At 49.7% G+C, this 22,964-nt stretch carries 14 protein-coding genes; 8 read left to right on the top strand and 6 right to left on the bottom strand.

All coding sequences use genetic code 11. From position 1 onward, the window contains the following. Nucleotides 1-51: 51 nt before the first annotated feature. The 4 genes from ACYVGR_RS17525 to ACYVGR_RS17540 form a co-directional block, all read right to left on the bottom strand. Complete coding sequence (locus ACYVGR_RS17525) at nt 52-2,256, bottom strand: alpha-amylase family protein (RefSeq protein ID WP_460958969.1); 2,205 nt, start codon at nt 2,254-2,256, stop codon at nt 52-54. A gap of 274 nt (nt 2,257-2,530) precedes the next feature. After that, on the bottom strand, nt 2,531-3,373 hold the full coding sequence (locus tag ACYVGR_RS17530) for a sugar phosphate isomerase/epimerase family protein (RefSeq protein ID WP_460958971.1): 843 nt from the start codon (nt 3,371-3,373) through the stop codon (nt 2,531-2,533). Then, nucleotides 3,370-4,770, bottom strand: coding sequence for a sugar porter family MFS transporter (locus tag ACYVGR_RS17535; protein ID WP_460958973.1), 1,401 nt, complete (start codon nt 4,768-4,770; stop codon nt 3,370-3,372). Before ACYVGR_RS17535 ends, ACYVGR_RS17530 begins: the two co-directional genes overlap by 4 nt. 72 nt (nt 4,771-4,842) lie before the next feature. After that, entirely contained in the window at nt 4,843-5,670 is an 828-nt protein-coding gene (locus ACYVGR_RS17540) for a phytanoyl-CoA dioxygenase family protein (RefSeq protein WP_460958976.1), read from the bottom strand. A 123-nt stretch (nt 5,671-5,793) separates the two neighbouring features. Between ACYVGR_RS17540 and ACYVGR_RS17545 the strand changes: the two genes are divergently transcribed. Beyond that, nucleotides 5,794-6,672 (top strand): AraC family transcriptional regulator, encoded by an 879-nt coding sequence (locus ACYVGR_RS17545; protein WP_460958978.1) that lies wholly within the window; start codon nt 5,794-5,796, stop codon nt 6,670-6,672. Between the two features lie 400 nt (nt 6,673-7,072). On the opposite strand, the gene ACYVGR_RS17550 is transcribed toward ACYVGR_RS17545, so the two are convergent. Together ACYVGR_RS17550 and ACYVGR_RS17555 are read right to left on the bottom strand one after the other, a co-directional pair. Then, the gene (locus ACYVGR_RS17550; protein WP_460958980.1) at nt 7,073-8,815 is read right to left on the bottom strand and encodes a RagB/SusD family nutrient uptake outer membrane protein; all 1,743 of its coding nucleotides are present in this window, start codon (nt 8,813-8,815) and stop codon (nt 7,073-7,075) included. A gap of 13 nt (nt 8,816-8,828) precedes the next feature. Then, complete coding sequence (locus ACYVGR_RS17555; protein WP_460958982.1) at nt 8,829-12,143, bottom strand: SusC/RagA family TonB-linked outer membrane protein; 3,315 nt, start codon at nt 12,141-12,143, stop codon at nt 8,829-8,831. Between the two features lie 541 nt (nt 12,144-12,684). On the opposite strand from ACYVGR_RS17555, the gene ACYVGR_RS17560 reads away from it, so the two are divergent. The 7 genes from ACYVGR_RS17560 (at nt 12,685) to ACYVGR_RS17590 (ending at nt 22,964) form a co-directional block, all read left to right on the top strand. Next, nucleotides 12,685-13,296: an RNA polymerase sigma factor gene (locus ACYVGR_RS17560; RefSeq protein WP_460958984.1), complete on the top strand. Its 612-nt coding sequence runs from the start codon at nt 12,685-12,687 to the stop codon at nt 13,294-13,296. Nucleotides 13,297-13,368: 72 nt separating this feature from the next. Beyond that, complete coding sequence (locus ACYVGR_RS17565; RefSeq protein ID WP_460958986.1) at nt 13,369-14,421, top strand: FecR family protein; 1,053 nt, start codon at nt 13,369-13,371, stop codon at nt 14,419-14,421. Between the two features lie 87 nt (nt 14,422-14,508). Beyond that, nucleotides 14,509-18,021 carry a SusC/RagA family TonB-linked outer membrane protein gene (locus tag ACYVGR_RS17570; RefSeq protein ID WP_460958988.1) on the top strand — a complete coding sequence of 1,171 codons (3,513 nt, stop codon included), beginning with the start codon at nt 14,509-14,511 and terminating at the stop codon, nt 18,019-18,021. Between the two features lie 12 nt (nt 18,022-18,033). Next, on the top strand, nt 18,034-19,455 hold the full coding sequence (locus tag ACYVGR_RS17575; RefSeq protein WP_460958990.1) for a RagB/SusD family nutrient uptake outer membrane protein: 1,422 nt from the start codon (nt 18,034-18,036) through the stop codon (nt 19,453-19,455). Nucleotides 19,456-19,575: 120 nt separating this feature from the next. Further along, on the top strand, nt 19,576-20,568 hold the full coding sequence (locus tag ACYVGR_RS17580) for a hypothetical protein (RefSeq protein WP_460958992.1): 993 nt from the start codon (nt 19,576-19,578) through the stop codon (nt 20,566-20,568). 41 nt (nt 20,569-20,609) lie between these two features. Beyond that, nucleotides 20,610-21,956 carry a Gfo/Idh/MocA family oxidoreductase gene (locus ACYVGR_RS17585; RefSeq protein ID WP_460958994.1) on the top strand — a complete coding sequence of 449 codons (1,347 nt, stop codon included), beginning with the start codon at nt 20,610-20,612 and terminating at the stop codon, nt 21,954-21,956. 99 nt (nt 21,957-22,055) lie between these two features. Then, on the top strand, nt 22,056-22,964 hold the full coding sequence (locus ACYVGR_RS17590) for an alpha/beta hydrolase (RefSeq protein ID WP_460958996.1): 909 nt from the start codon (nt 22,056-22,058) through the stop codon (nt 22,962-22,964).

Raw genomic sequence — 22,964 nt, forward strand, 5'->3', positions numbered from 1 at the left:
ATCCATACCACAAAGATCGGTCTTTCTCACAAACGCCTTATTTTAATGCGTTCAACCTGATTGATACACCAGAAAGCCGTTCGTTAATGGATTCTTTTGTAAACTTCCGGCTTTGATTGTCAATCTGCCGTTTTCCCACGTCCACGCGCTAAACGGTTTTTCTATTTTATTGATAACGGCAACGACTTTGGCTGGCTTCCGGGCGAGTGAGAGTTCCACAAAACCGCCATCAAACGGAATCAGCGCGAGTTTTTTGGTCTCGAAAATGCTCTGTTCATCCTGTGAGATCAACGCCCACCGCCCCTGCCATTTCATGTTCCGAATTTGCGATTTATCCACCAAAACTGGGCTTTCCCGCAACGCCAAAGCTGTCAGGCGGTCGTTTTCCAGACGACCCCAGCAATTAGGCAATGGCTCCTGCGATAAGCTGCCTTTTTGACTGTTGAGCCACAAAGGTGTCCAACCGACACTCGTTCGATGCCAGAGCGCCAACGCCATTCGTTTGCTGATTTTCTGGAGTGGCACCGGCGATCCATCCTCCAGTTTACGAGGCAATACGGCACTTTGACCACCTATGATAGCGGTATTTAATAGCACCTCATCATCCGCGTTCCAATCGTAGCCGCTCGATGCTGTAATGGCCGTACGTTGTTGGCCAGCCAGTGATCCCCAGATGCTCCATTGCCCGTGTCCCTCGACCTCATGACCACCCGCGTCGCCCAGATCGTCCAGCGCAAGTAGATTCTGAATGGGTCGGAATAGTGGATGAATCGAGTAATATTGAATCGTAATGTTCGGATTAATTTCACGGGCCGCGTCCGATACTAGCTTGAGCAGTGTATAGGCAAGGTTTTCTCCCCGTAGAGCCGGATTTCGGGCCGTTGCTACATCCGGGCTGGGAATGCCATAGCCGAAATCCAGTTTCAAAAAATCGGGTTTTAGCTCACGAACAATCGTTTGTGTCCGCTTTCGAATCAACGCCACTACGTTGGGAGAACTAGGGTCCATACAGTAAAAGCCTTTCCCATGCGGATTCATATTCCAGGCCGTTTTGACAGGTTTACCATCGACCCCACAGAGCAAATCATCCACCGTCAAACCAAATTTTTCGGGCTCGTCTACCCAGATAATGTTTTGCCAGTATCCGGTTTTCAGTCCTTTGGAACGGATATAGGCAAGGTCTTCTTTATAGGTTGGAAAACGCTGCTCATTCCAGGTGCCACTTCCCTGCGAACTCTCCCAGGAATCGTCAATTGCCAGAATATCAGCTTTGAAATCCAGCGCTTTGTCGGTGATTGCCTTCAGGTTAAAATCTCCATTTTTGAAGTCTCCCCAGGTATTCCAGACATTTAGCTGATGACTGCCAACTGCCGATGTAAACGGGCCAAACGAATCGAAGTAAGCTTTATAGGCATCATAGGCCGTTGCAGCCCAGGTGATTCGCAACGGTTCGTTCCAGATCCGTTGACTGGCCGTCGACATACTCCACAAATCCTCCCGATACAAGTACTGCAAACACCCGTTCGACGATTGGATTTTATAGACCATAGCCGCGTCGGGAATTCTGCCCGCTCCTAATACAATCCAGCCCGGCTGGTTTCCCATCGCGCAACTGTAGAAAGGGCGTGGGAAAGCCGCTGCATAGGGTGTTCCTAAACTCGGCCCGAAACTCCCCAACGGTAAGGTAGCGTGACCCAAATCCCACATTCGAAAGAAGCTCTGAGTAGGGTTGCCTTTAGCGCTGGGAATGCAAATTCCGGCGGCTTCCCAGTCGGGCCAGAACGGGAACTCCTGCGACGGCGCCCGAACTTTCTGTTCTGCATTCAGTAAGGATGTACCGAAATACATCGAAATCAGCTTGGGAGGAGTACCAGTCCAGTCAACGGTTAATTTTGTCATTCGAACGACTCCCTGTGCATAGCTGAGTATCAGGCTTCCCGTTCCCAATGGACCAAAGGTTAGCTTAACCACTCCTCCATTTTCGCCAAGAGCACTCGCATCGGTCAATGTTGCTTTTACATACTGGCGCTCGCCTGCTGCCGTTTGTAGCCAGAAGGCGGGGAGCAGACTTCCTTTCCAGAGCATCTGAGCGGGCTTCTCTTTTCGGAGAACAGCTGAATCCTTGGCCAGATCCCAGTAAAATTCGTACCCATCGGATTTCACGGAGAAGACATTCCCCGCCAGTATATTGATGGATACAAGACAAAACAGGCAGATGTATAAATAGGTATTAAAAGCGAATGAGTATGATTTCATCGTGTGAGGTTTTGTGTGACCCCGATGGGGTCATATGTTTATAGAGAGAATCATATTTGCTATAAACATTTGACCCCATCGGGGTCACACAAAAGGAGGGTTTGGTTTAACAATTCCATTTCAATTGGTCAAATCTCATACGGCACAATTTTCATTTAATTGACTGAAGCAGGAGCCCTTCAAAAAAGAACTCCTGACTTATAACCAACCTATTATTACTAAAACCTAAAGCAGAAATATAAATGGACAATAGAGAATGGGTACGTGCTGATTATTATTCATTGTCAATTATCCATTCACTATCCCTATCATATCGTTTTCGCAGCAACTCCATCATGTATTCGTTCACCTCCCACTGATTAACCACGGGTTGACGGGTGTAGGGTTGCAGAAAAAGATATGGTGGTGCGCCAAATTCGGGAGTGAACGTACAAATTGATCGACCATTCTGCTGGTGTAAGGCTACCACCCGATCCCAAATATCCAGATGGTGCTGAACGACCTCCTGCCATTCTGGGGCGCGTGGGTCCGAAATCTGTGGGCCTTGCGTGTATCCAACCCGGCAGTGAACATGATCTGTTCGGGAAATAGCGAGCGTTACGGTTTCTGGCTGATCGTGGAGAAACGTTTCGGCGGTGTTGAACCAATGCGAAATATCCAGCGCAATCCGCAGATTGGGTAAACTCTCTAAATATGAGCGGGTTATGTGTGCCGCAAAACTGAACTTGCCCCGATGCGTTTCATGAACGATCGGCACATTGGTTTGGGCAGCTATCGAATCGGCCAGCGCAATCAGTTTTTCGTTCTGCTCAACGCTGTAATAATCCTTCCCCGTTTGGGAGTTGATAAACAGCGGTCGAGCCGAAGCCAGCGTCTGAAGTCGGTTTTCAAACTCGGCGTAATGCTGGTCAAAATCAGGACAGACAGTCTCCCAATGCTGGCCAATAAAGAGAAGGCCCTGTTTAGCGAGTTCATTGAGAAACGTATCTCGTTCGTGATCTTCGGTTGGCAAACTCGCTTCAACGCCCTGGTAACCAGCCGATTTTACACGCTGCAAAAACGCTGCCCAGGGTATGTGTTCCTGGCCCCAGCGCGGGCAGAAAAAATGGAAGGTCATAAGTGTTTTGTGAGTAGCTGTTCAATTTCTTCCAGAGATTTCCCTTTGGTTTCCGGTACGTTGGCGCGCACAAAAACAAAGTAGATCAGACAGATACCCGCATGAATGCAGAACGTGGCCGGAAGGCCCAGATACGTTTTCATCACCGGAAACGAAGCCGTCGTAAAGAAATTCGCAATCCACAGGGCCAGAGTGGATAACCCCATCGCATTACCCCGAATCCGATTCGGGAATATTTCGGAGAGCGCCACCCAGGTAACTGGCCCTAACGTTGCGGCATAGATGGCAATGAACCCCAGCACAAACGTCAGAATCCAGTAACTCGGCCACTGGAAATAAAACGCTGCCGCTAAGGCCAGGGCATCGAGGCAAAGCAGTGCCGAACCATACAAAAGCAAATACCGACGGCCAATTTTGTCGATAGCCCCGATAGCAAAAAACGTGAATACGAAGTTGATTAAGCCTAGTATGACCGATTGCAGAAACGCTGAATCTTCGCCCATACCCGCCTGCTGGAAAATAACAGGGGCATACGAAAACAACGAATTCTGCCCGTCGGCCTGCGAAAAAACGGCAATTCCGACGCCCACCAGTACAATGCCAAACAGGTCTTTGCCGAATAGATCGCGAATAGTTTCTTTGATTTCCTGCGCGAAACTGTGCCGAATCGCTTCGCTTTCCTGATTGGCATAGCTAGCGCCCCCAATTCGGGTCAATACCTGATTAGCGAGTTCATCTCGTTGTTTTCGTATGAGCCAACGCGGGCTTTCGGCGACCAGAAACAAGCTAAAAAAGAACAAAATAGCGGGTACTGACTGCGACGAAAACATCCATCGCCAGTTGTTTTCTCCTGTATTCAGGAGTAGGTAATTGGCGAGGTAGGCCAACAAAATACCGGTCGTGATGGCTAATTGATAAATGGCGACCAATCGTCCGCGTAAGGGAGCGGGAGCCGTTTCGGCAATGTACATCGGACATACCAAGGCTGCTGCCCCGACCGCTACGCCACTGAGTAAACGGAAGCAAATAAACATAGTAAAATCCGTGGACCAACCCGTACCAACGCCCGAAACAGCAAATAAAAGAGCGCAGAGAATCAGCGTTTTTTTGCGTCCCAGCGTATCACTTAGCTTCCCGGCCACTAACGCCCCTATGGCCGAGCCAAGGTTAATACAGCCCACCGCCCAGCCCGTTTCGATGTCATTCAAGCGGAAATAATCGCTAAAAAAGCGAACGGTTCCCGAAATAATGGCCATGTCGAAGCCGAACAATAGTCCACCAAGGGCGGCTACGGTGCTAATCAAATAAATGTAGCTGAGGTTGTAGACATGGGTACCACGCCTTGCTGTGTCGAGTTGAGTAGGAATAGCAATTGCCATACGATGCGGGTTAAGCATTTGACACCGGGTTAAAACCCGGCGCAACGAATAAATTTTATCACTTGCACCGGGTTAAAACCCGGTGTCATCCTATGTCAAGGATACGTCATTCTCCTTGTTTAGAAAATCCGTTTGGTCAGTAATTCCAGAAACCTGCCAGGTCAGCAACGCATTGTCGGGCACGGTTTCTAACGGTGTGACGCAGGACGTAGAAGGCTCATTGTAAGGAACATTACTCTGCCGATTGTAGCAGGAAATGAGCGACCATCGGGCTTTTTCAGACAGATTTGCCTCCGACCGATGCAACAGGTTGCTGTGAAAAAACAAGGTATCTCCCGGTTTTAACTCAACATACACAAGCTCCATCGTTTTCAGCGCCAGATCGACATAGTGTTGAGAAGCGCCGACCTGCTCGCCCGCAAAGCCATGTTCAACCCGCCCCATTTTATGCGATCCTTTGATTACCTGCAAACAACCATTTTCTTTCGTGGCTTCAGTAATCGCAACCATGACTGAAAACATCTGGTCGGGTAGTAAGAATTCGTTTTTATACCAATAGCCATAGTCCTGATGCCACTCCCAGGCCCCTCCCACGCGAGGTTCTTTCTGCATCAGTTTCGAGTGAAAATGACACACCGGCGACGAACTATCCAGCAATTTATCCACCGACTGTACAATCCGTTCACTGCGGGTCAGCAGGCCATACATGTCGTTGCCGGGCGTGAACCAAAGGGCCAGTTTGGTTTTTTTCCCTGACTGATCATTCAGGTCGTAGGAGTTACGGGAAATCGCCACATCGTCGATGGCTACCCGGTACAGTCTATTTATTTCTTCCGACGAAAATAGTTCCGAAACAATCAGATAGCCATCCTGATGGTATTGGGCGATCTGCTCGTCAGATAAGGTATATACTGACATAAAGTTGAGGTATTAATTCTTGTGATAATTGATAAAATAGTATTTTAATAATGCAAATTGACGGGTAATTAAGGCCTTATTCTACTAGTTTTGTGTCAGAAGGCGATACAATTTTAACAGGCTATGAAAGCGCTATTAGAGAAACTTCCCGCCACCGAGCGATCTTCGTTTAAGCTGTACAATTTCCACTTCCCGTATTTTCCGACGCCCTGGCATTTCCATCCGGAATACGAGTTGGTCCTGGTGGTCAAAAGCTATGGTCAACGCATCATTGGTAACGGCGTCGGTGATTTTGCCGATGGCGATCTGGTATTCATCGGCGCCAACGTACCGCATATCTACCGCAACGATTCTGTCTTTTATCAAAACTCGCCGGATCACCGGGCCGAATCGGTCATTGTTCATTTTCTGGAGGACTTTCTTGGCGAAGCCTTTATGGAACTTCAGGAAATGGCACCTATCCGGCAGTTGTTTCAGCGGGCCGCTTTAGGTCTTGAAATCCTCGGCCCTACCAAAGAGTATGTCATGGCACGTATGCTGGAAATGTCGCAGCAGGAAGGCATGCGTCGGCTTTTGCTGTTGCTAGACATTCTAACAACCCTGGCCGAATCGCCCCATTTACGCACGCTATCCACCCAAATCATTGAGGGCAGCAATCCGGTTGAAAGTGAGAAGGTCAGTCTCGTGTTCGACTATATTTCCCGAAACTATCAGCGCCGGATTGCTCTGAGCGAAATCGCCGATTTGATGAATATGTCCGTTCCATCTGTCTGCCGATTCATCAAGCGACGAACGCACAAAACGCTTGTCAATCTGATCAACGAACTACGAATCAGCCATGCCTGCAAACTGCTGACAGATACCAATCTATCGATCATTGAAATCTGCTATGAATGTGGTTTTCAGAACCTTTCCAATTTCAATCGGCAATTTCGACTCATCAAAAACAGCAACCCCCAAACGTTCCGTAAGCAACTCTGGAACAGCAATTTGCAGGAATAAACGAGCATTTTTTGCTATGCTAACGTGAATAATGGATTCTAACTACGGGTAAGTAACTAACAGAGCGTTGTAATGCCGTTTTTTGTCATCCCGACGATAGGAGGGATCTTCGGTAGCAGAATAAGAGTCTCCGTTTAGCGAAGATCCCTCCTATCGTCGGATGACAAAAAAGAACCCATTATTCACGTTATGCTGGCCTAATGCCCCGTTAGGGGCTTAACGGCGCAGCGTTGGTAGCCTATAAAGTTCTCTCCGCTCAATGGCGTGCCGTAGGTACGCGACCTATAATCAGTTGCGTACCTACGGCACGCCAATTGGATCTTGGGACTACTATTCTACCAACGCTACGCTGTTTTATCCCTACGGGATGTATTGGTCGGTTATTTAATCAAAAACACAATCAATACCCCGCATTCTGCTTCAACACATTGTTACTCAAATCGATCTGGCGCTGTGGGAGGGGGAAATACTCGTTCCGTCCGGCAGTGAATTTTACGCCCGCCAGATAGGTTCGTAACGTACTTTCATACTGGAGGTATTTGTTTATTGTCGCTTCGGCCTCGCCCCAACGGACCAGGTCGAAAAAGCGGTGCCCCTCCATGCCGAGTTCAAGTTTCCGTTCAAAATGGACCGCTTTTCGGGCAGTCGCCTGATCCCAGGCCTGTTCATATACGCCAACTTTGTAATTGGCAGCGGGCGTCGTGGTGCCATCTTTCATAACCCAGCTGCTTGTTTTGGCCGCTCGGGCGCGCACTTCATTGACATAGGCACGGGCTTTTGCTAAATCGCCTGCTTCGACCTCACATTCGGCCAGCCAGAGAATGACATCCGCAAAACGAATCAGGTTGGTATTAATGGCCGTAACGGTACTCGCCCAGAACGAAGCATCGGTCAATGAGCCTTTTTGAGCTTTGTAATACACACTTTTTTTCGTGTTATAAGGCCCGCCATACGCCTGATCGCGCTGCCAGCTAATGCCCTGATGCAGACCATAATCGAGGTACGGAATACCTCGCCGACCAACCGTCCAGTCTAAGCGAGAATCCACGGTTCCTGCATAGGGTGTAAACGGATCGGTAATGGCAACGCCTTCGTCGCTGGTAACCGGGTTCGTATTGTAGGTATCGAAATCGGGCAACCCGGTCGTAGCACTGACTTTGTAGGAATTGACCAAATCCTGCGACGGTTGGAAGAAGCCACAGCAATCGAACGGACCGCCATAAGGGGCATTCAGCACATCACCATAGTTGGCATTAGCGGCAGTGGCTCCATCGTTAACCGAACTCTGCGAGGCAAATACGGATTCTTTGGAATTCTTGGTCGCTGCATTGAAATTATCCTGGTATTTGTCCAGCAAGCCGTACTTTACGCCTGAAGGCGTCGTGCCCCGCTGGTAAACCTGTTCGAGTACCGCTTTGGCCTCGGTATATTTCTTCTGAAACAATAAACACTTGCCCAGCATAGCCCCCGCCGACCATTTGTTTGCCCGACCAACAGACGTCTGCAATTCGGGTAAATTATCGAAAGCGAATTGAAAATCAGCCTGTATTTTGGGCCAAATGGATTGGTCATTAGCTATGTTTACTTTGACGTTGGGCACCGTAAAGTCGGTCATCGTTTCGTCGATAAACGGCACCATGTTCCACATTTTCTTGGCTTCAAAATGATAATGAGCGCGTAAAAAACGGGCTTCCCCTTCGATCCGCTTCCGGTCGTCGGCCGATATATCCGGTGCGCTTGGCATTATTTTCAGGACAATATTAGCTCTCGTTATTCCTTCGTAAACGACCTTCCATTTATCGTTGAAAAAGCCATTGGTAGGCGTTGGAATATAAGCTTCAATCGCATTGATTTCGGGTTGATCGGTGCCCGTGCTACCTTTATGGGCATCGCCACCTGCAATACTCCCGTAAATCCAGTTGGAGGCCGCACTTGACCAGGACCCAAGCGTTGCGGTGCCGACACTATAGCCATCCAGCATGGAGTAAGCCCCTAGCAAAAGCGATTCAACGCCATTCTTACTGGCCAGGGTAGCGGCATCGAGTGTACCGTAGGTAGGTTTGTCCAGATAGGATTTGTCACAACTTAGTAGTCCGCTGACTCCCAGGCAACTAATGATAAATAGATAGAATATTTTGCGCATATGAGGTAGGGAATTAAAAGTTGAGACTAGCGCCAACGAGGTATTGCTTGACCGAAGGATAGGCCCCCGCGTCGATGCCCGCAGCCCGATCGTCGGTGCTGATAATTTCCGGGTCCAAACCCGTATAACGTGTGATGGTGAACAGGTTGGTTGCCTGTATGTATACCCGTAACCGATCGACCCCAACCTGCTTTAACAAGGGCGTTGGGAGTGTGTAGCCCAGGCTTAGATTCTTGAGCCGTAGGTAGGACGCATCTTCTTTGTAGTAGGAATTGGGAATTGCGTTGGTACTGAAATTCCCGACCGTTTCCTGGATGGGTACTTTAGCTCCCAGGTTATCCGGCCGCCAGGAATTGTACAGCGCATCCTTGCTTTTGTTGGTGATCCCCTGCGAATAAAAGTCCGTTGTAAATCGGGCATAGTTGATGGCATCTCGGCCCTGAACGCCATAGAAGAATCCGGCCAGATCGAACCCTTTGTAAGACAGGTTCAGGTTTAAGCCATAGGTGAATTTGGGGTTCGGATTCCCGAAGAAAACCCGGTCGCTAGCATCGATTTTTCCGTCGCCATTCGCGTCCCGGTATTTGAATCGGCCGGGAGCAGCACTCTGTTGCGTGGGCGATTTCGCTACGTCGTCGGCGCTTTGGAACAACCCAATCACCTCATAACCGAAGTAAGCATTGATCGGGTGACCAACGGCATTCCGGGTGAATACGCCCCCAATTCGGTTCTGTTCATTCAGCGGACTGTTGTAGTCGAAATAGGCAACGCCATCAGCAATTTTCGTGATTTCGTTTTTGTAGGTCGTGAGCGTTAAGGTAGCGTCGAGCTTTACTTTACTGAGGTTTGCCCGTTGCGAAATAGCTAGGTCGATACCTGTATTTTTCATGCTGCCCACGTTGAAAAACGGCGGATTCTGGGAGGCAATCCCACCCGATGTAGCCAGTTGCTCAACCGTATACAACAGGTTATTGGTTTTCTTCTGATACCAGTCGAACGAGATGTCCGTTTTACCACCGAAGAACGTAGCGTCGAAGCCTACATTGGTCGACACGTTGGTTTCCCATTTCCCGGCGCTGTTGCCAATAAAGGAGAGGTAATAACCCGCTTGCGGATTCGTACTCGTTCCGTTTATGTCATACGAAGCACCGCTTCGACTGGTCGAAAACTGGGTGTACTGATTGGCAGGGTCGATGCGCTGATTACCCATCATACCATAACTCCCACGCAGTTTCAGGTCCGTTAGCCAGGTCAGGTTTTTCAGGAAGGCTTCCTCCGAAATTCGCCAGCCTAGCGAGCCTGCTGGAAAAACGGCATACCGACTATCAGGTCCAAAACGGGAAGAGCCATCTCGCCGGACAATCACACTGGCGATGTATTTGTTTTTGAACTCGTAATCGACCTTACCGAACAAGGAGAATAACGACGCGGGCGTATTCGGGAAACCACTCACCAGCTGATTGGCCGTACCCGAGCTGAGCGTAATTGTATTAATATTGGTGTAGGAGAAATAATTACTGCGCGACCCAATAATGCGATTGCCCGTTTCGTCTACGGCTTCAGTACCGGCCAACACCTGAAGGTTATGATCGCCGAACGTGTTTTTATACGTCAGCTGATTGGTCCAGGTCCACGACCGATTTTTGAAAAAACCAACAGCGAGGGTGGTGTTCCGGTTATTTTCAGAACCCTCGTATTCAATAGTCGGGTAGTTGGCGTAATCGTTCGTTCCGTATGTCCCGCCAAAGCTACTTCGGGCCGTAAAGTGCTTCAGAAAGTCAACTTCCAGATACATGTTTCCGAAAATACCGAACGCATTGGCGCGGTTATTTTTGGTACGTTCCCGAACAGCCACCGGGTTATCGGCCGTGCCTAATCCGTTTCCTTTTGTGCCGGCAAAATCACCATCTCGAATAGTATAAATCGGGATTATGGGCAGAATATAGCGAGCCAGGGCCAATTCGCTGGCTTCGGTATTGTTAGCTGCCGAATTGGCCTGCGAAGTCGTAACCTGAAGATTTTCGCCAATGCGGATGTTCTTTTTCAGCGTAAACTCGGTATTAATACGGGCTGCATAACGCTTGTAAAAATTCTCAATGACAATGCCATCCTGGTTAAAATAGTTGAGGCTGAATAAGTACCGACTTTTGTCGGGCGCTCCCCCCGAAACCGTAAGATTGTGGTTGGTTATGGGTGCGTTTCGAGTTAGTGCTTTCCACCAATTCGTTCCCTGCTTATTGGCTTTGACAATTAAATAGGGTGCGTAATTCGCATCGGCCAGATTGGCGTAGCTTAAATTATATAAGGCAGGATTTGCGGCTGGATCGCCTTCTTTTACCCCCGATGCCGTACCAGCCAGCAAATAATCAGGTAGTACCGGCGTAGCGCCTTTGCCATACTGGACCGTTTGTTGGGGCTGCCCGGAGTTCTTCAGCGCTAACCACGTCAGATCGGCATACTCCTGGGGATTCAGCATGTTGATCCAGCCTTTTCCGGGGTCCTGAATACCATACGACATGTCGTAAGCCACTTTGGCACCGCCCGTTTTACCCTTTTTCGTCGTGACCACAATAACCCCGTTCGACGCGCGGGAACCATAAATAGAGGCCGAAGCCGCATCTTTAAGCACCTGCATCGACTCGACATCGCTAGGGTTAATACCTAACAGCGAACTCGTTGGAACGCCATCAACAATGTACAACGGGTCATTGCCGGTGAAGGACGCAAACCCACGAATTCGGACGGTCGATACACTCCCTGGCTGACTATTACTGATGACGGTTACCCCGGCAGCCCGGCCTTGTAGCTGATTTTCAGCGGTCGACGCAGGCAACGATTGCAGATCGCTGACTTTAACAATGGCCACCGAGCCCGTAATGTCTTTCTTTAGTTGCGACGAATAACCCGTTACGACAACCTCATCCAACGCTTTCGCATCCTCGGAAAGCACTACATTCAGAACGGACTGATTAGCCAGGGGAACCTCCCGGGCAGTGAATCCGATGAACGAGAAAACGAGGGTCACATTCCCGTTTGGTACAGTCAGGGAGTAATTGCCATTGGCATCCGTAATCGTGCCCGTCGTTGACCCTTTCACAACGACACTAACCCCAGTGAGCGGCTCCCCTTTGGCATCTGACACGTTTCCTTTAACGCCAACATCCTGATTTGGCCCACTCAAACGCAAATCAGTGGCTGTAGAGATAGGCTTGGGCGGGAAAGAACGAGCTTCGACTGCGTTCGCAAACAGAACAATGACGAGCGCTAGGTATAGGCTTCGGTCAATAAGTCGAAACAGGAACCCGGCGAGGTAAAGGTTTCTATTCATAGTGAAATTGATTTAAGAGAAAATACATAGATATTTTTGAGCGCTATAGGCGCTCTGTTTTGGGGTCAATCTGTTTGGGAACTCAAAAAGAAAGGGTGTTAATTTTATCCTAGCAGTCGGGACTACTATTTTAATAGTGCAAATAGACAGTGATATAAGCCAAGAAGCCACTAGTTTCGTATCAGAAGGCGATACGATTTTAACATGCCTTTAATCTACTATCTGGTAATTTTTAGCGTGCTCTACGATCAATGATTAGACCGCATAAAATAGATGCGATTAAGCGCCAAAAGCGTGCTTCCGATCCAGCAAATCCAATTTGGACTGGTAATAGGCTTACCTTTTGATGCGTTGTGGCCGATCAACAACACCGAACTATAGTACTGATTTTCAGCACACATATAGACTAATTGGTAGCAAAACCGGGTTGATCTGTTCGCTGGCAAAACAAGTTGATCAACTGTTGGCAAGCAGTAGCTCTTTTCGTAAAAGTGCTTCCAGATAAAACTGTATACTGATTTACTTGTAGACTTGTTGATAAATGGGGGGTGTAAATCTGACCAACGAACAAGCACTTTGGCTGAAGTTTCAGGCTGGCGATGAACAGGCCTTTCAGCAACTCTACCAACTCCATATTCGGCATCTGCTTAACTATGGACTGCGCCTTTGTGAGTCGGTAGCAACCGTTGAAGACTGTATTCAGGATGTATTCACCGAACTCTGGCACTACCGACAACGCGTTACCCAACCTGCTTCGGTGCGCTTTTATTTGCTGAAGGCACTTCGCAACCGACTCAAAGCCCAGTACCGGCGCGAGCAGCCGTTTGTATCGGGTTGGGATGATGATCGGGATGAAATCGGTCAATCCACATTCACTATTGAGCCTTCTGCCGAACAGCAACTCATTGCCTTAGATATTGACTCCGAGCGGGCCGAGAAAATCCGGCTGGCCATGAATGCTTTATCGCCCCGGCAACGCGAAATTATCTACCTCCGCTATTTTAATGACCTCTCGTATGAGCAGATTTGCGAGCTGATGAACATTAACTATCAGACCGCCCGCTCACAGATTTATGCAAGTTTAAAACAATTGCGGGCACTACTGAAAGACAAGGAGTTATCTCTACTGCTCTCTTTAATCCTCTTCAATTAAGAAAATTTTTTACCTTTTTTATACTACAAAATATCACTTTGGCTTCACTGTATGATTGACTAACCTGGTGTTATGAAATCATACAGTGACTACATGCCCTACGATGCCGAGGCATTTCTGATGGATGCATCCTTTCGGGCCTGGATTGCGAAGCCAACCCCAGAGATGACGGCCTACTGGCAGGGGTTGGTGGAAACCTACCCGCATCTGCGTGAGCCGTTTGAGCAGGCTCGGCTACTCGCTCAGGGATTGGCCGCGACCTGGATTCCCTTCTCCGAAGAGTATACGGCTGATTTGTTTCAGCGGACGCTGGCCAATCGAACGCCCGATCCGGTGCAGGAGTATACAGCTACGATTCGACAAATGCCACGGAGATCGTATTGGACGTATGCCGCTGCCGCGCTGATTCCGCTACTGATCGGCGTATGGGGCTACCTGTATTTTTTTCAGGAACGGATTATTCAAAATGGGGATGCCCAGTTTCAGACAATTGCCTTGTACGATGGCTCGCAAGTGAAGCTCAATGCCAACAGCCAACTGCGTATTCCCTCGCGTTTTCACTGGCGGTCGAACCGGGAAGTCTGGCTTACGGGCGAAGGTTTCTTTGCGGTTCAAAAGCAGAAAAACGACGCGACAGGAAGCTATCGCAAATTTACGGTTCATGCCGAGCGGGCCGACGTTGCGGTGCTGGGTACCCGCTTCACGGTCTATACCAGGGCTCAACGGACGCAGGTACTGCTGGAAGAAGGACGAATTGCCCTGACCGATCCTGTTAGCCAAAAAACAATCGTAATGAAGCCGGGGCAGCTAGCGACCTATCAGACAGGGGCTTCAGCTTATAAACTCGCCATGACGAATAAGGCCCAACAACGACCACTCACCGCCTGGCGCGATAAGCTTTTGGTGTTTGAGAATGCGTCGATGGCTGTTCTGCAACAGCGGTTTCGGGAGGTGTATGGCGTACAACTGGTATTGGAGGGTGAAGACTTTGCCGATCAGCAATTTACCGGCGAGTTGCCGCTCGATAATCAGGAGAAAGCCTTACGCATCCTTTCCGAAACCTTCGGACTCAAAGCGGTACCGTATCAGGATCGCATCTACTTTATTCCCAGTCCAGTAAACTAACACAGGCAGTAGGCCTGTAAAAATAAAACCACACTCAGCGAGCGTGGCCTATTCAATTCATAAATTCTAAAACAAAGAACGTAAAAAATGCCTAAACCCTTACATCGTGAGTGCCTTCATTTTGCCGCATTGGCACTACTGACGGGCGGAATCGGTTCGGTTTCTGCCCAGACCCTGGCCCTGGCTCGTTATCAAAACCCATCTGGTATAACTCAACCGGCGCTCAATTCACTGGAACTCAAAACCCTGCTTAGCCAACTGGAAGGCAAGTACGGGGTTCGGTTCAACTATCGGGCGGCTCTGGTTCGTTCGGTTACGATTTTAACACCCCCACTGGCCGAGTTTAGTGAGCATATTTCCGAAACACTGAACCGGATACTGGCGCCAAAGGAATTGCAATGTATCCAGATCGATGCTCGCACCTATGTCATCCAGCCCGTAAGCGGTGTCAAAAAAGGGGCAAAGCCCGAATCGCCGAATACGGCTGATACGCGTCCAATCATTACCCCTTCGCTTAATTCTATCGTTTTTGAGCAAGTACAGGAGCGTACCCTGAGCGGGCAGGTCGTGGATGTCGCATCCGGACAGGGGTTGCCGGGGGTTAGTGTCGTGATTAAAAATACCAGCAAAGGAACCGTTACCGATACGGATGGTAATTTTCGACTGGCTATTCCCGACCAGGCCGAAGTCGTGGTCTTTTCGTTCATCGGCTATATCTCTCAGGAAGTTGCCGTTAAGAACCAAACCGTCCTGAACATCAAACTGGTCGCTGATACGAAAGCCCTTAATGAAGTGGTGGTGGTTGGTTACGGCACCCAGAAAAAATCCGACCTGACGGGCGCGGTATCGACCATTACGGCCGAAAAGCTAAAGTCACAGCCCGTTGCCGGTATCGATCAGGCTTTGGCTGGGCAACTGCCGGGTGTTCAGGTTACCCAACCGTCGGGGGCTCCAGGAGGTGGGGTTCGGGTACGGGTACGAGGATCAGGGTCTATCTCTTCGAGTAATGAGCCCCTGTATGTGATAGACGGCTATCCGGTGCAGGGGAACTTCGATCAGAATTACAATCCGCTGACGACCCTCAACCCCGCTGATATTGAATCCATCAACGTACTGAAAGATGCCTCTTCGACGGCTATCTATGGTTCTCGCGGGTCAAATGGGGTTGTGATCATTACCACCAAACGAGGAAAAGCTGGAAAAACACGGATTGATTTCGACGCCTATGTCGGTACGCAGGCGCTGGACCGACCCATCAAAATGCTCAATGCTGCACAACTAGCCGAAATCGGTACCGAAGCCCGAAATGAGTATTACAGCGATGTAATTGGGGGTAATCCGGCCGATAGCAATGAAGAGCGGTTGAAGAAAACATCGGCCGGGCTGGCCCTGATTCCGCCCTTCTTTACCCAACCCAGCCCCTACGATACCGACTGGCAAAAGGCCTTTTACCGCTCAGCGCCCATCAGTAGTTATAACGTATCGGTCAGTGGGGGTAATGAACGAACTACGTTTTCGGTAGGGGCTGGGTATTTCAACCAGCAGGGCATTATTCCCAATACCAACCTGCTTCGCTACTCGATTCGGGCCAACATTGAATCGCAGGCCAGTGACCGACTCAAAATTGGGGTTAGTTTGCTGCCAACCGTCAGAACCCAGTGTGTTGTCGATGTAGAAGGGCACGTGTCGGTTGGGGCAATTACGGGTACGCTTAATTTTCTGCCTCAATTGCCAGTTCAATACCCCGATGGTACCTATAGTACCATGACCAACATGCAGTATGGGTTTCAGACGCCCGAAAATCCGCTGGTGATTGTGAATGAAGAAAATCGGCAGCAGTTGGCCTACCGGATGCTGGGAACGGTGTATGCCGACTATTCCCTCCTGAAAGACCTCAATCTGCGTGTAACCATTGGGGGTGACCTGAATGCCTCGCGGGAAGACCGGTTTCGCTCCTCCAAAATTGGTAACCCTGGCCAGCCAGCGCCAACTGTACCGTCTGGATTCGCCAATGATGGAATGAGCTATAACTGGCTAAATGAAAATACCGCTACCTACACCCGGCAGCTCGGAAAACATGGCTTTACGGCTCTGGCAGGGTATACGATTCAGAAAAACCGGAATTACGGCACCTCCTTAACAGCCATCAATTTCCCAAACGATCTGGTCACAACCCTCAATGCAGGGCAGATTAACGGCGGAAATACAACGCGTGACGAATGGGCACTTTTGTCGTGGCTGGGTCGGATTAACTACAATTATCAGGATCGGTATCTGCTCACCGTTAGCTTCCGGCGGGATGGGAGCAGTCGGTTTGGGTCGAATAACCGCTGGGGGAATTTCCCCTCGGTCGCGGCTGCCTGGCGAATCGTCGACGAACCGTTTATGAAGTCTGTGAAAGCAATTAGTGACCTGAAATTACGGGCCAGTTACGGGCTAAATGGGAATAATTTTATCAGTAATTATGGGTCGATTGGGCTAATCAGTACGTCCAATTACATTACCGGAGCAGGAACCGGAGCATTGGCCAACGGCCTGGTACCGTCGTCCATTGCCAATCCCGATCTGACCTGGGAAAAATCTAAACAAGTCGACGTCGGGCTGGAAGTCGGGCTGTTCAATAACCGCCTGTTACTGACCGCCGATTATTACAACCGATTGACCTCGGGCTTACTGCTGAACGTGCCGGTGCCGTCGATCACGGGGTTTACCAATGCCTTGCAAAACATTGGTCAGGTGAAGAATTACGGGCTGGAGTTTGGCCTGACGAGTCGGAACATAGTGGGGAAAGCCTTTACCTGGACCACGGATGCCAATATCTCCTTCAACCGAAACCGGGTGCTGGCGCTAGGACCCAAAGGCGATCCTATTCGTAGCTCTACCGATGTGGCCGATACGCACATCACTCAGATTGGATCGCCTATTAGCAATTATTATGGCTATCAGGTCGATGGTATTTTTCAGAACCAGGCGCAGGTCGATGCAGGGCCAACTTGGGCAGCACCTGTCATCACCCGGCCCGGCGATTTCCGATTCAAAGACATCAATGGCGATGGGAAAATCGACGCCAATGACCGAACCGTCATCGGTACGCCCTATCCTAAATTCGTTTTTGGGATAACGAATACCGTTAGCTACAAAGGCTTCGATCTCAGTATATTATTACAAGGGTCGCAGGGGAATCAGGTGTTGTATTTGCAGCGTCGTTTCTTCGGTTTCGTCAACTCCAGCAATTCGTATGCGGATGTGGTAAACCGGTGGCAGAGCGAAGCCAATCCGGGCGATGGCAAACATCCCCGGGCGTATCCGGCGGGTAACTCCAACCAAGTGACGTCCTACTATGTGGAAGATGGTTCCTATCTGCGGATTCGCAATGTTTCACTTGGGTATCGATTGCCTGCCCGTTGGGCCGAACGCATTGGGATGCAGGGCTTACGCATCTACACGACGGGCCAGAATCTCTACACGTTTACCAAATACGCGGGTTACAATCCCGAAGTCAACCGAAACTACAACGGCAATCCGCTGGTCGAAGGAGTCGATTATGGCGTTTACCCACTCGCCCGCAGTTTCACTGTTGGTCTGAATGCATCCTTCTAACCTCGCTTTTTCATGAAACGATTTTCATCTAGTTTACTTCTTCTACTCGCACTGGCCTCCTCGGCTTGCCAGGACGACTTTCTGGCGCTATCGCCAATTTCATCGGCCAACGTCGATAAATTCTACCAGACCCCGGCCGATTTTCAGACGGCTATTCTGGGCGCATATTCGACCTTACAAACGGGCGGCATGTACGGAAACTGGTTCTTGTTTTCCGAAGAACGCTCCGACAACACCGAACAGGAAGACTATGCCGGTACAACACAGGTGTATGGCGATTTTGATACGTTTACCCTACTGTCTACAAACAGTTTTATTTCCGATGCTTGGAATGCCCATTATCGGTTGATCAATCAGTGCAATACCGTGCTGAGCCGGATACTGTCGGTGAGTTTTTCGGATGCCACCCAGAAAGATCAGTTGATCGGCGAAGCTAAATTTTTGCGGGCACTGGCCTATTTCAACCTGGTACGGGTTTATGGCGATGTACCACTAATCACAACGGTCATTTCTGGGGCCGATGCCTATCAGGTCAACCGAAGTCCCGTGGCGGATATCTACACCCAAATTGGAGCTGACCTGACCGATGCCAGCGCAAAATTGCCTGCGAGTTATACCGGAGCCAACATTGGTAGAGCCACCAAAGGCGCAGCAGCAACGTTGCTGGGGAAAGTGTATCTGACCCAAAAGCAATATGACAAGGCTGCCCAGACGCTGAAAACGGTGATTGATGCCGGTACCTACAGCTTGCTGCCTGCCTACGCCAGTGTGTTCCTGGATGCTAACGCGCACAATAAAGAGTCGATTTTTGAGATAGCCTACAAAGCCAGCAGCCAGGGTGAAGGGAGTATTTATGCCACTACTTTTTCGCCGAAACGGGGCGCTGTTTATGTCACAGGCCAGGGAAATGGGCAGGGATACAACCGCCCTACGCAGAACATGATTGCCGCCTATGAATTAGGCGATTTGCGCAAAAGTGTGTCGCTAAGCGAAACCTGGACCGATGGCAAGCAGGTGTACAATGACCCCTATGTGAAAAAGCAGTTCATTACCCCCTTGGCGACCGCTTATGATGGCGATGGCAACTGGATTATGCTGCGCTACGCGGATGTGCTGCTCATGTATGCCGAAGCTCTGAATGAACAGGGGCAAACCAATCAGGCACTGCCTTTTCTCAATCAGGTTCGAACTCGGGCTGGCCTTACGGAACGTACCGGCCTGCCGCAGGCTGATGCCCGGCTCGCGCTGGAACAGGAACGTCGCGTTGAGTTAGCCTTCGAAGGGCATCGCTGGTTTGATCTGGTTCGAACCGGCCGCGCCCTAACGGTGATGAAGGCAACGGGCAAAACCGTTTCGGAGCGGGATTTACTGTTCCCAATCCCCCAGCAGCAGATTGACATAAACCCGCTGTTGAAACAAAATGCGGGGTATTAAGAAAATGGACAATGGATAATGTAAAATGAATAATAGATGACGATTGCATTTAAACCATTTGATTATCAGCGGCAATTCATTGTCCATTATTCATTTTACATTGTCCATTATTTCAACCTCATGCAACCTCTACTGATTTTATACCTGATCGCCGGGTTGTTTACCCGATCTGGAGCAGCCTACCCACCCGTTAAAAATCGGTTAGCTGCGTTGATATCGCCTATTCTGTTTCGAGGTGACGAGCACACGGCCTATCGCGACCCGGCATTCCTGTATCACCAGGATAGTTTGTACGTCTTTTTTACCCTGGTGCGCATAGAGGAGGGGAATAAAATTTATTCCTATGTGGCTATGAGTCGGACGAAAGACCTCCAGCATTGGACGCCCATCCGCATTCTGACGCCCCGCGATCAACGGCTTGATTATAGTAGTCCCGGTAACGTAGTTCGACAGGGCAACGAATGGGTGTTGTGCCTGCAAACCTATCCTCGGCCCGACTATACGACCGATCAAATGCCCCGGTATGCCACTCAGGATGCGCGGATTTTTACGATGCGGAGCCGGGATTTACGGCACTGGAGCAGCCCGGAGTTGCTTCGGGTGAAAGGCCCTTACGTGGCTGAAAAGGACATGGGGCGAATGATCGACCCGTATCTGCTGGCCGACAAAGACGAACCGGGGAAATGGTGGTGCTTTTACAAACAGAATGGCGTCAGTATGTCCAGTTCGGCCGACCTGCGTAACTGGACCTTTGTGGGGCATACCGAATCGGGCGAAAATGCCTGTGTGCTAGTGGAGGATAATCAGTATATCCTGATGCATTCGCCGAAGAACGGCATTGGCTTGAAACGATCAGCCGATCTGAAAAACTGGCAGGACTGGGGAGGGCTTATTACTCTGGACCAGCCGGACTGGCCCTGGGCCAAAGGAAGGATTACGGCGGGCGCAGTCCTGAACCTCAAACAAATTCCTGCCTTTGGCAAATACGTTATGCTATTCCACGGCTCCGGGCCACTGAGTGAAGACGCTGGTGACTTCGACAAAAATGCGTCAATAGGCATTGCCTGGAGCGATGACCTGTTGCACTGGCAATGGCCCGGACAGAACCGCTGACCAATTGATCGTTACCCTATATACTACCAAAACTTACCTGAATGAAATCGAACGAACTTACCCGACGCACTTTTTTACAACAATCATCCCTGGCTGCGGCCAGTGTGGTCACTAGCTCATCCTTTCCCTCGTTTACCCCAAATGCTCCCAAACGTCGGGTGGCTATGGTCGGAACTGGCCACCGGGGAACCAGTATGTGGGGTATACCCGTCGTACAGGAATTTGGTGACATTATCGAATTTGTCGGTCTGTGCGACAAAAACATCGGACGAGTGAATACAGCCCAAAAACTGATGAATCTTACTTGCCCGGTCTATACCGACTTTGACAAAATGATGCGGGAAACCAAACCCGACCTGTTGATCGTCACTACGGTCGATGCAACCCACGACCAGTTTATCATCAAAGGTATGGAGATGGGTGCCGATATCATTACCGAAAAACCCATGACCACAGATGCAACCAAATGCCGGTCTATTCTGGAGGCTGAAAAGCGGACGGGCAAAAAGGTGACCGTTACATTTAACTATCGGTATTCGCCCCATCGCCAGAAAATCTATGAGCTGCTTCGTTCGGGAGCCATTGGCAACATTACCTCCGTCGATTTCCATTGGTATTTAGACATTCACCACGGGGCCGATTATTTCCGTCGCTGGCACCGACTGCGTGAAAACAGCGGTTCACTTTGGGTACACAAAGCCAGTCACCACTTCGATTTGCTCAACTGGTGGCTGGAGTCAGAACCAGCACAGGTTTATGCACAGGGAACGTTAGATTTTTACGGGAAGAAAGGCCCTTTCCGGGCAGAAAACTGCCGAAGCGGTTCCCACAAAAGCGACTGTAATTTCTACTGGGACATCACGAAGGATAAACGGTTGACGGCTCTCTACATCGACAACGAGAAGTACGATGGATACCTCCGGGATGGTTGTGTGTTTAAAGACGATGTCAACATCGACGATAAAATGGCCGCTACTATTCAGTACGCCAACGGGGTCAATGTCAGTTATTCGCTAACCACCTATTCCCCTTACGAAGGCTACCGGATTGCCTTTAACGGAACAAAGGGTCATCTGGAAGCCTGGATTAAGGAAACAGGAAAGATGCCAATCGAACCCTATGACGAACTCATGTTATCCAAAAACTTTGGCGAAGTCGAGTATATTAAAGTGCCCCAGGCCGACGGGCATGGCGGAGGAGATGCGCGCCTTCGGGATAAGATTTTCCGGAACCCCGACACGCCGGATGCATTCCGCCAGACGGCAGGAAGCCGGGACGGGGCTATGGCGATTTTGGTTGGCATTTGCGCGCGAAAAAGTAAGCAAACCGGTCAGCCCGTGCGTATTGAGGAGGTTTCGGGCCTGAAACCGAAAGCGATTAAAGTGTAAGGATAGATCATTATACATTATAGGTTGGTAATTCAGTAAAGCACCACCGCCTTGTGTGATTGTTTTCTTTTATAATTGTGATCTCGTTTCACGCTCAAAATGATAAAAAAGCTATTACTAAACAGTTATTGCTGCTTTTCAGCACTGATCGGGCTGGCTCAACAAGAAATCCCCCTATATACTGGCCCAATACCCAATGCGAAACAATCGGACGTGGACGTCCATGAAATCAAACGACCCGACCAGAATGTATCCAATGTCGTCCAACCCACACTCGCGATCTTTCTGCCACCCAAAGAAAAGGCTACTGGTGCTGCTGTGATTGTCTGCCCTGGCGGTGGTTATGAAACGTTGGTAATGAAGCGGGAAGGATTCGATATTGCCGACGCGTTCAACAAACTAGGCGTGGCGGCTTTTGTATTGAAGTATCGGCTACCCAGTGAAAAAACGATGATTAATCCGTCCATTGGCCCGTTACAGGATGCCCAACAGGCGCTGAAAATCATTCGCCAACGCGCGACTGAATGGGGTCTCGATCCAAAACGAGTCGGGATTATGGGCTTTTCGGCGGGTGGGCATCTAGCAGCTACGGCCGGAACGCATTTTCAGAAGCCGGTGATCGACAATCCGGAAGCCATAAACCTACGCCCGGATTTTATGATTCTGGTTTATCCGGTGATTAGTTTATCGGCAGAAATTGGTAGTGCTAAATCCCGTAAAAATCTGCTGGGCGAGTCTCCCAAGCCAGAACAGATTCAGCTCTATTCCAACGAATTACACGTCGACAAAGCCACCCCGCCGACCTTCCTCACGCATGCGAGTGACGATTCGAAGGTTCCCGTCAAAAATAGTCTGGTCTTTTATGAAGCTCTCCAGCAAAATGGCGTTCCGGCCGACTTGCATATCTACCAAAAAGGGGAGCACGGTTTCGGCAAAACTCCGACATTCGATGAATGGTTTGGCCGCATTCGCCATTGGCTGACAGATAGCGGCTTATTTACTCCATAA

The organism is Spirosoma litoris (assembly GCF_054776755.1).

Bases quoted from the DNA above. Each gene is read 5' to 3' on its own strand.
- ACYVGR_RS17525 (WP_460958969.1), bottom strand. From the start codon at position 2,256: ATGAAATCATACTCATTCGCTTTTAATACCTATTTATACATCTGCCTG.
- ACYVGR_RS17530 (WP_460958971.1), bottom strand. From the start codon at position 3,373: ATGACCTTCCATTTTTTCTGCCCGCGCTGGGGCCAGGAACACATACCC.
- ACYVGR_RS17535 (WP_460958973.1), bottom strand. From the start codon at position 4,770: ATGCTTAACCCGCATCGTATGGCAATTGCTATTCCTACTCAACTCGAC.
- ACYVGR_RS17540 (WP_460958976.1), bottom strand. From the start codon at position 5,670: ATGTCAGTATATACCTTATCTGACGAGCAGATCGCCCAATACCATCAG.
- ACYVGR_RS17545 (WP_460958978.1), top strand. From the start codon at position 5,794: ATGAAAGCGCTATTAGAGAAACTTCCCGCCACCGAGCGATCTTCGTTT.
- ACYVGR_RS17550 (WP_460958980.1), bottom strand. From the start codon at position 8,815: ATGCGCAAAATATTCTATCTATTTATCATTAGTTGCCTGGGAGTCAGC.
- ACYVGR_RS17555 (WP_460958982.1), bottom strand. From the start codon at position 12,143: ATGAATAGAAACCTTTACCTCGCCGGGTTCCTGTTTCGACTTATTGAC.
- ACYVGR_RS17560 (WP_460958984.1), top strand. From the start codon at position 12,685: ATGGGGGGTGTAAATCTGACCAACGAACAAGCACTTTGGCTGAAGTTT.
- ACYVGR_RS17565 (WP_460958986.1), top strand. From the start codon at position 13,369: ATGAAATCATACAGTGACTACATGCCCTACGATGCCGAGGCATTTCTG.
- ACYVGR_RS17570 (WP_460958988.1), top strand. From the start codon at position 14,509: ATGCCTAAACCCTTACATCGTGAGTGCCTTCATTTTGCCGCATTGGCA.
- ACYVGR_RS17575 (WP_460958990.1), top strand. From the start codon at position 18,034: ATGAAACGATTTTCATCTAGTTTACTTCTTCTACTCGCACTGGCCTCC.
- ACYVGR_RS17580 (WP_460958992.1), top strand. From the start codon at position 19,576: ATGCAACCTCTACTGATTTTATACCTGATCGCCGGGTTGTTTACCCGA.
- ACYVGR_RS17585 (WP_460958994.1), top strand. From the start codon at position 20,610: ATGAAATCGAACGAACTTACCCGACGCACTTTTTTACAACAATCATCC.
- ACYVGR_RS17590 (WP_460958996.1), top strand. From the start codon at position 22,056: ATGATAAAAAAGCTATTACTAAACAGTTATTGCTGCTTTTCAGCACTG.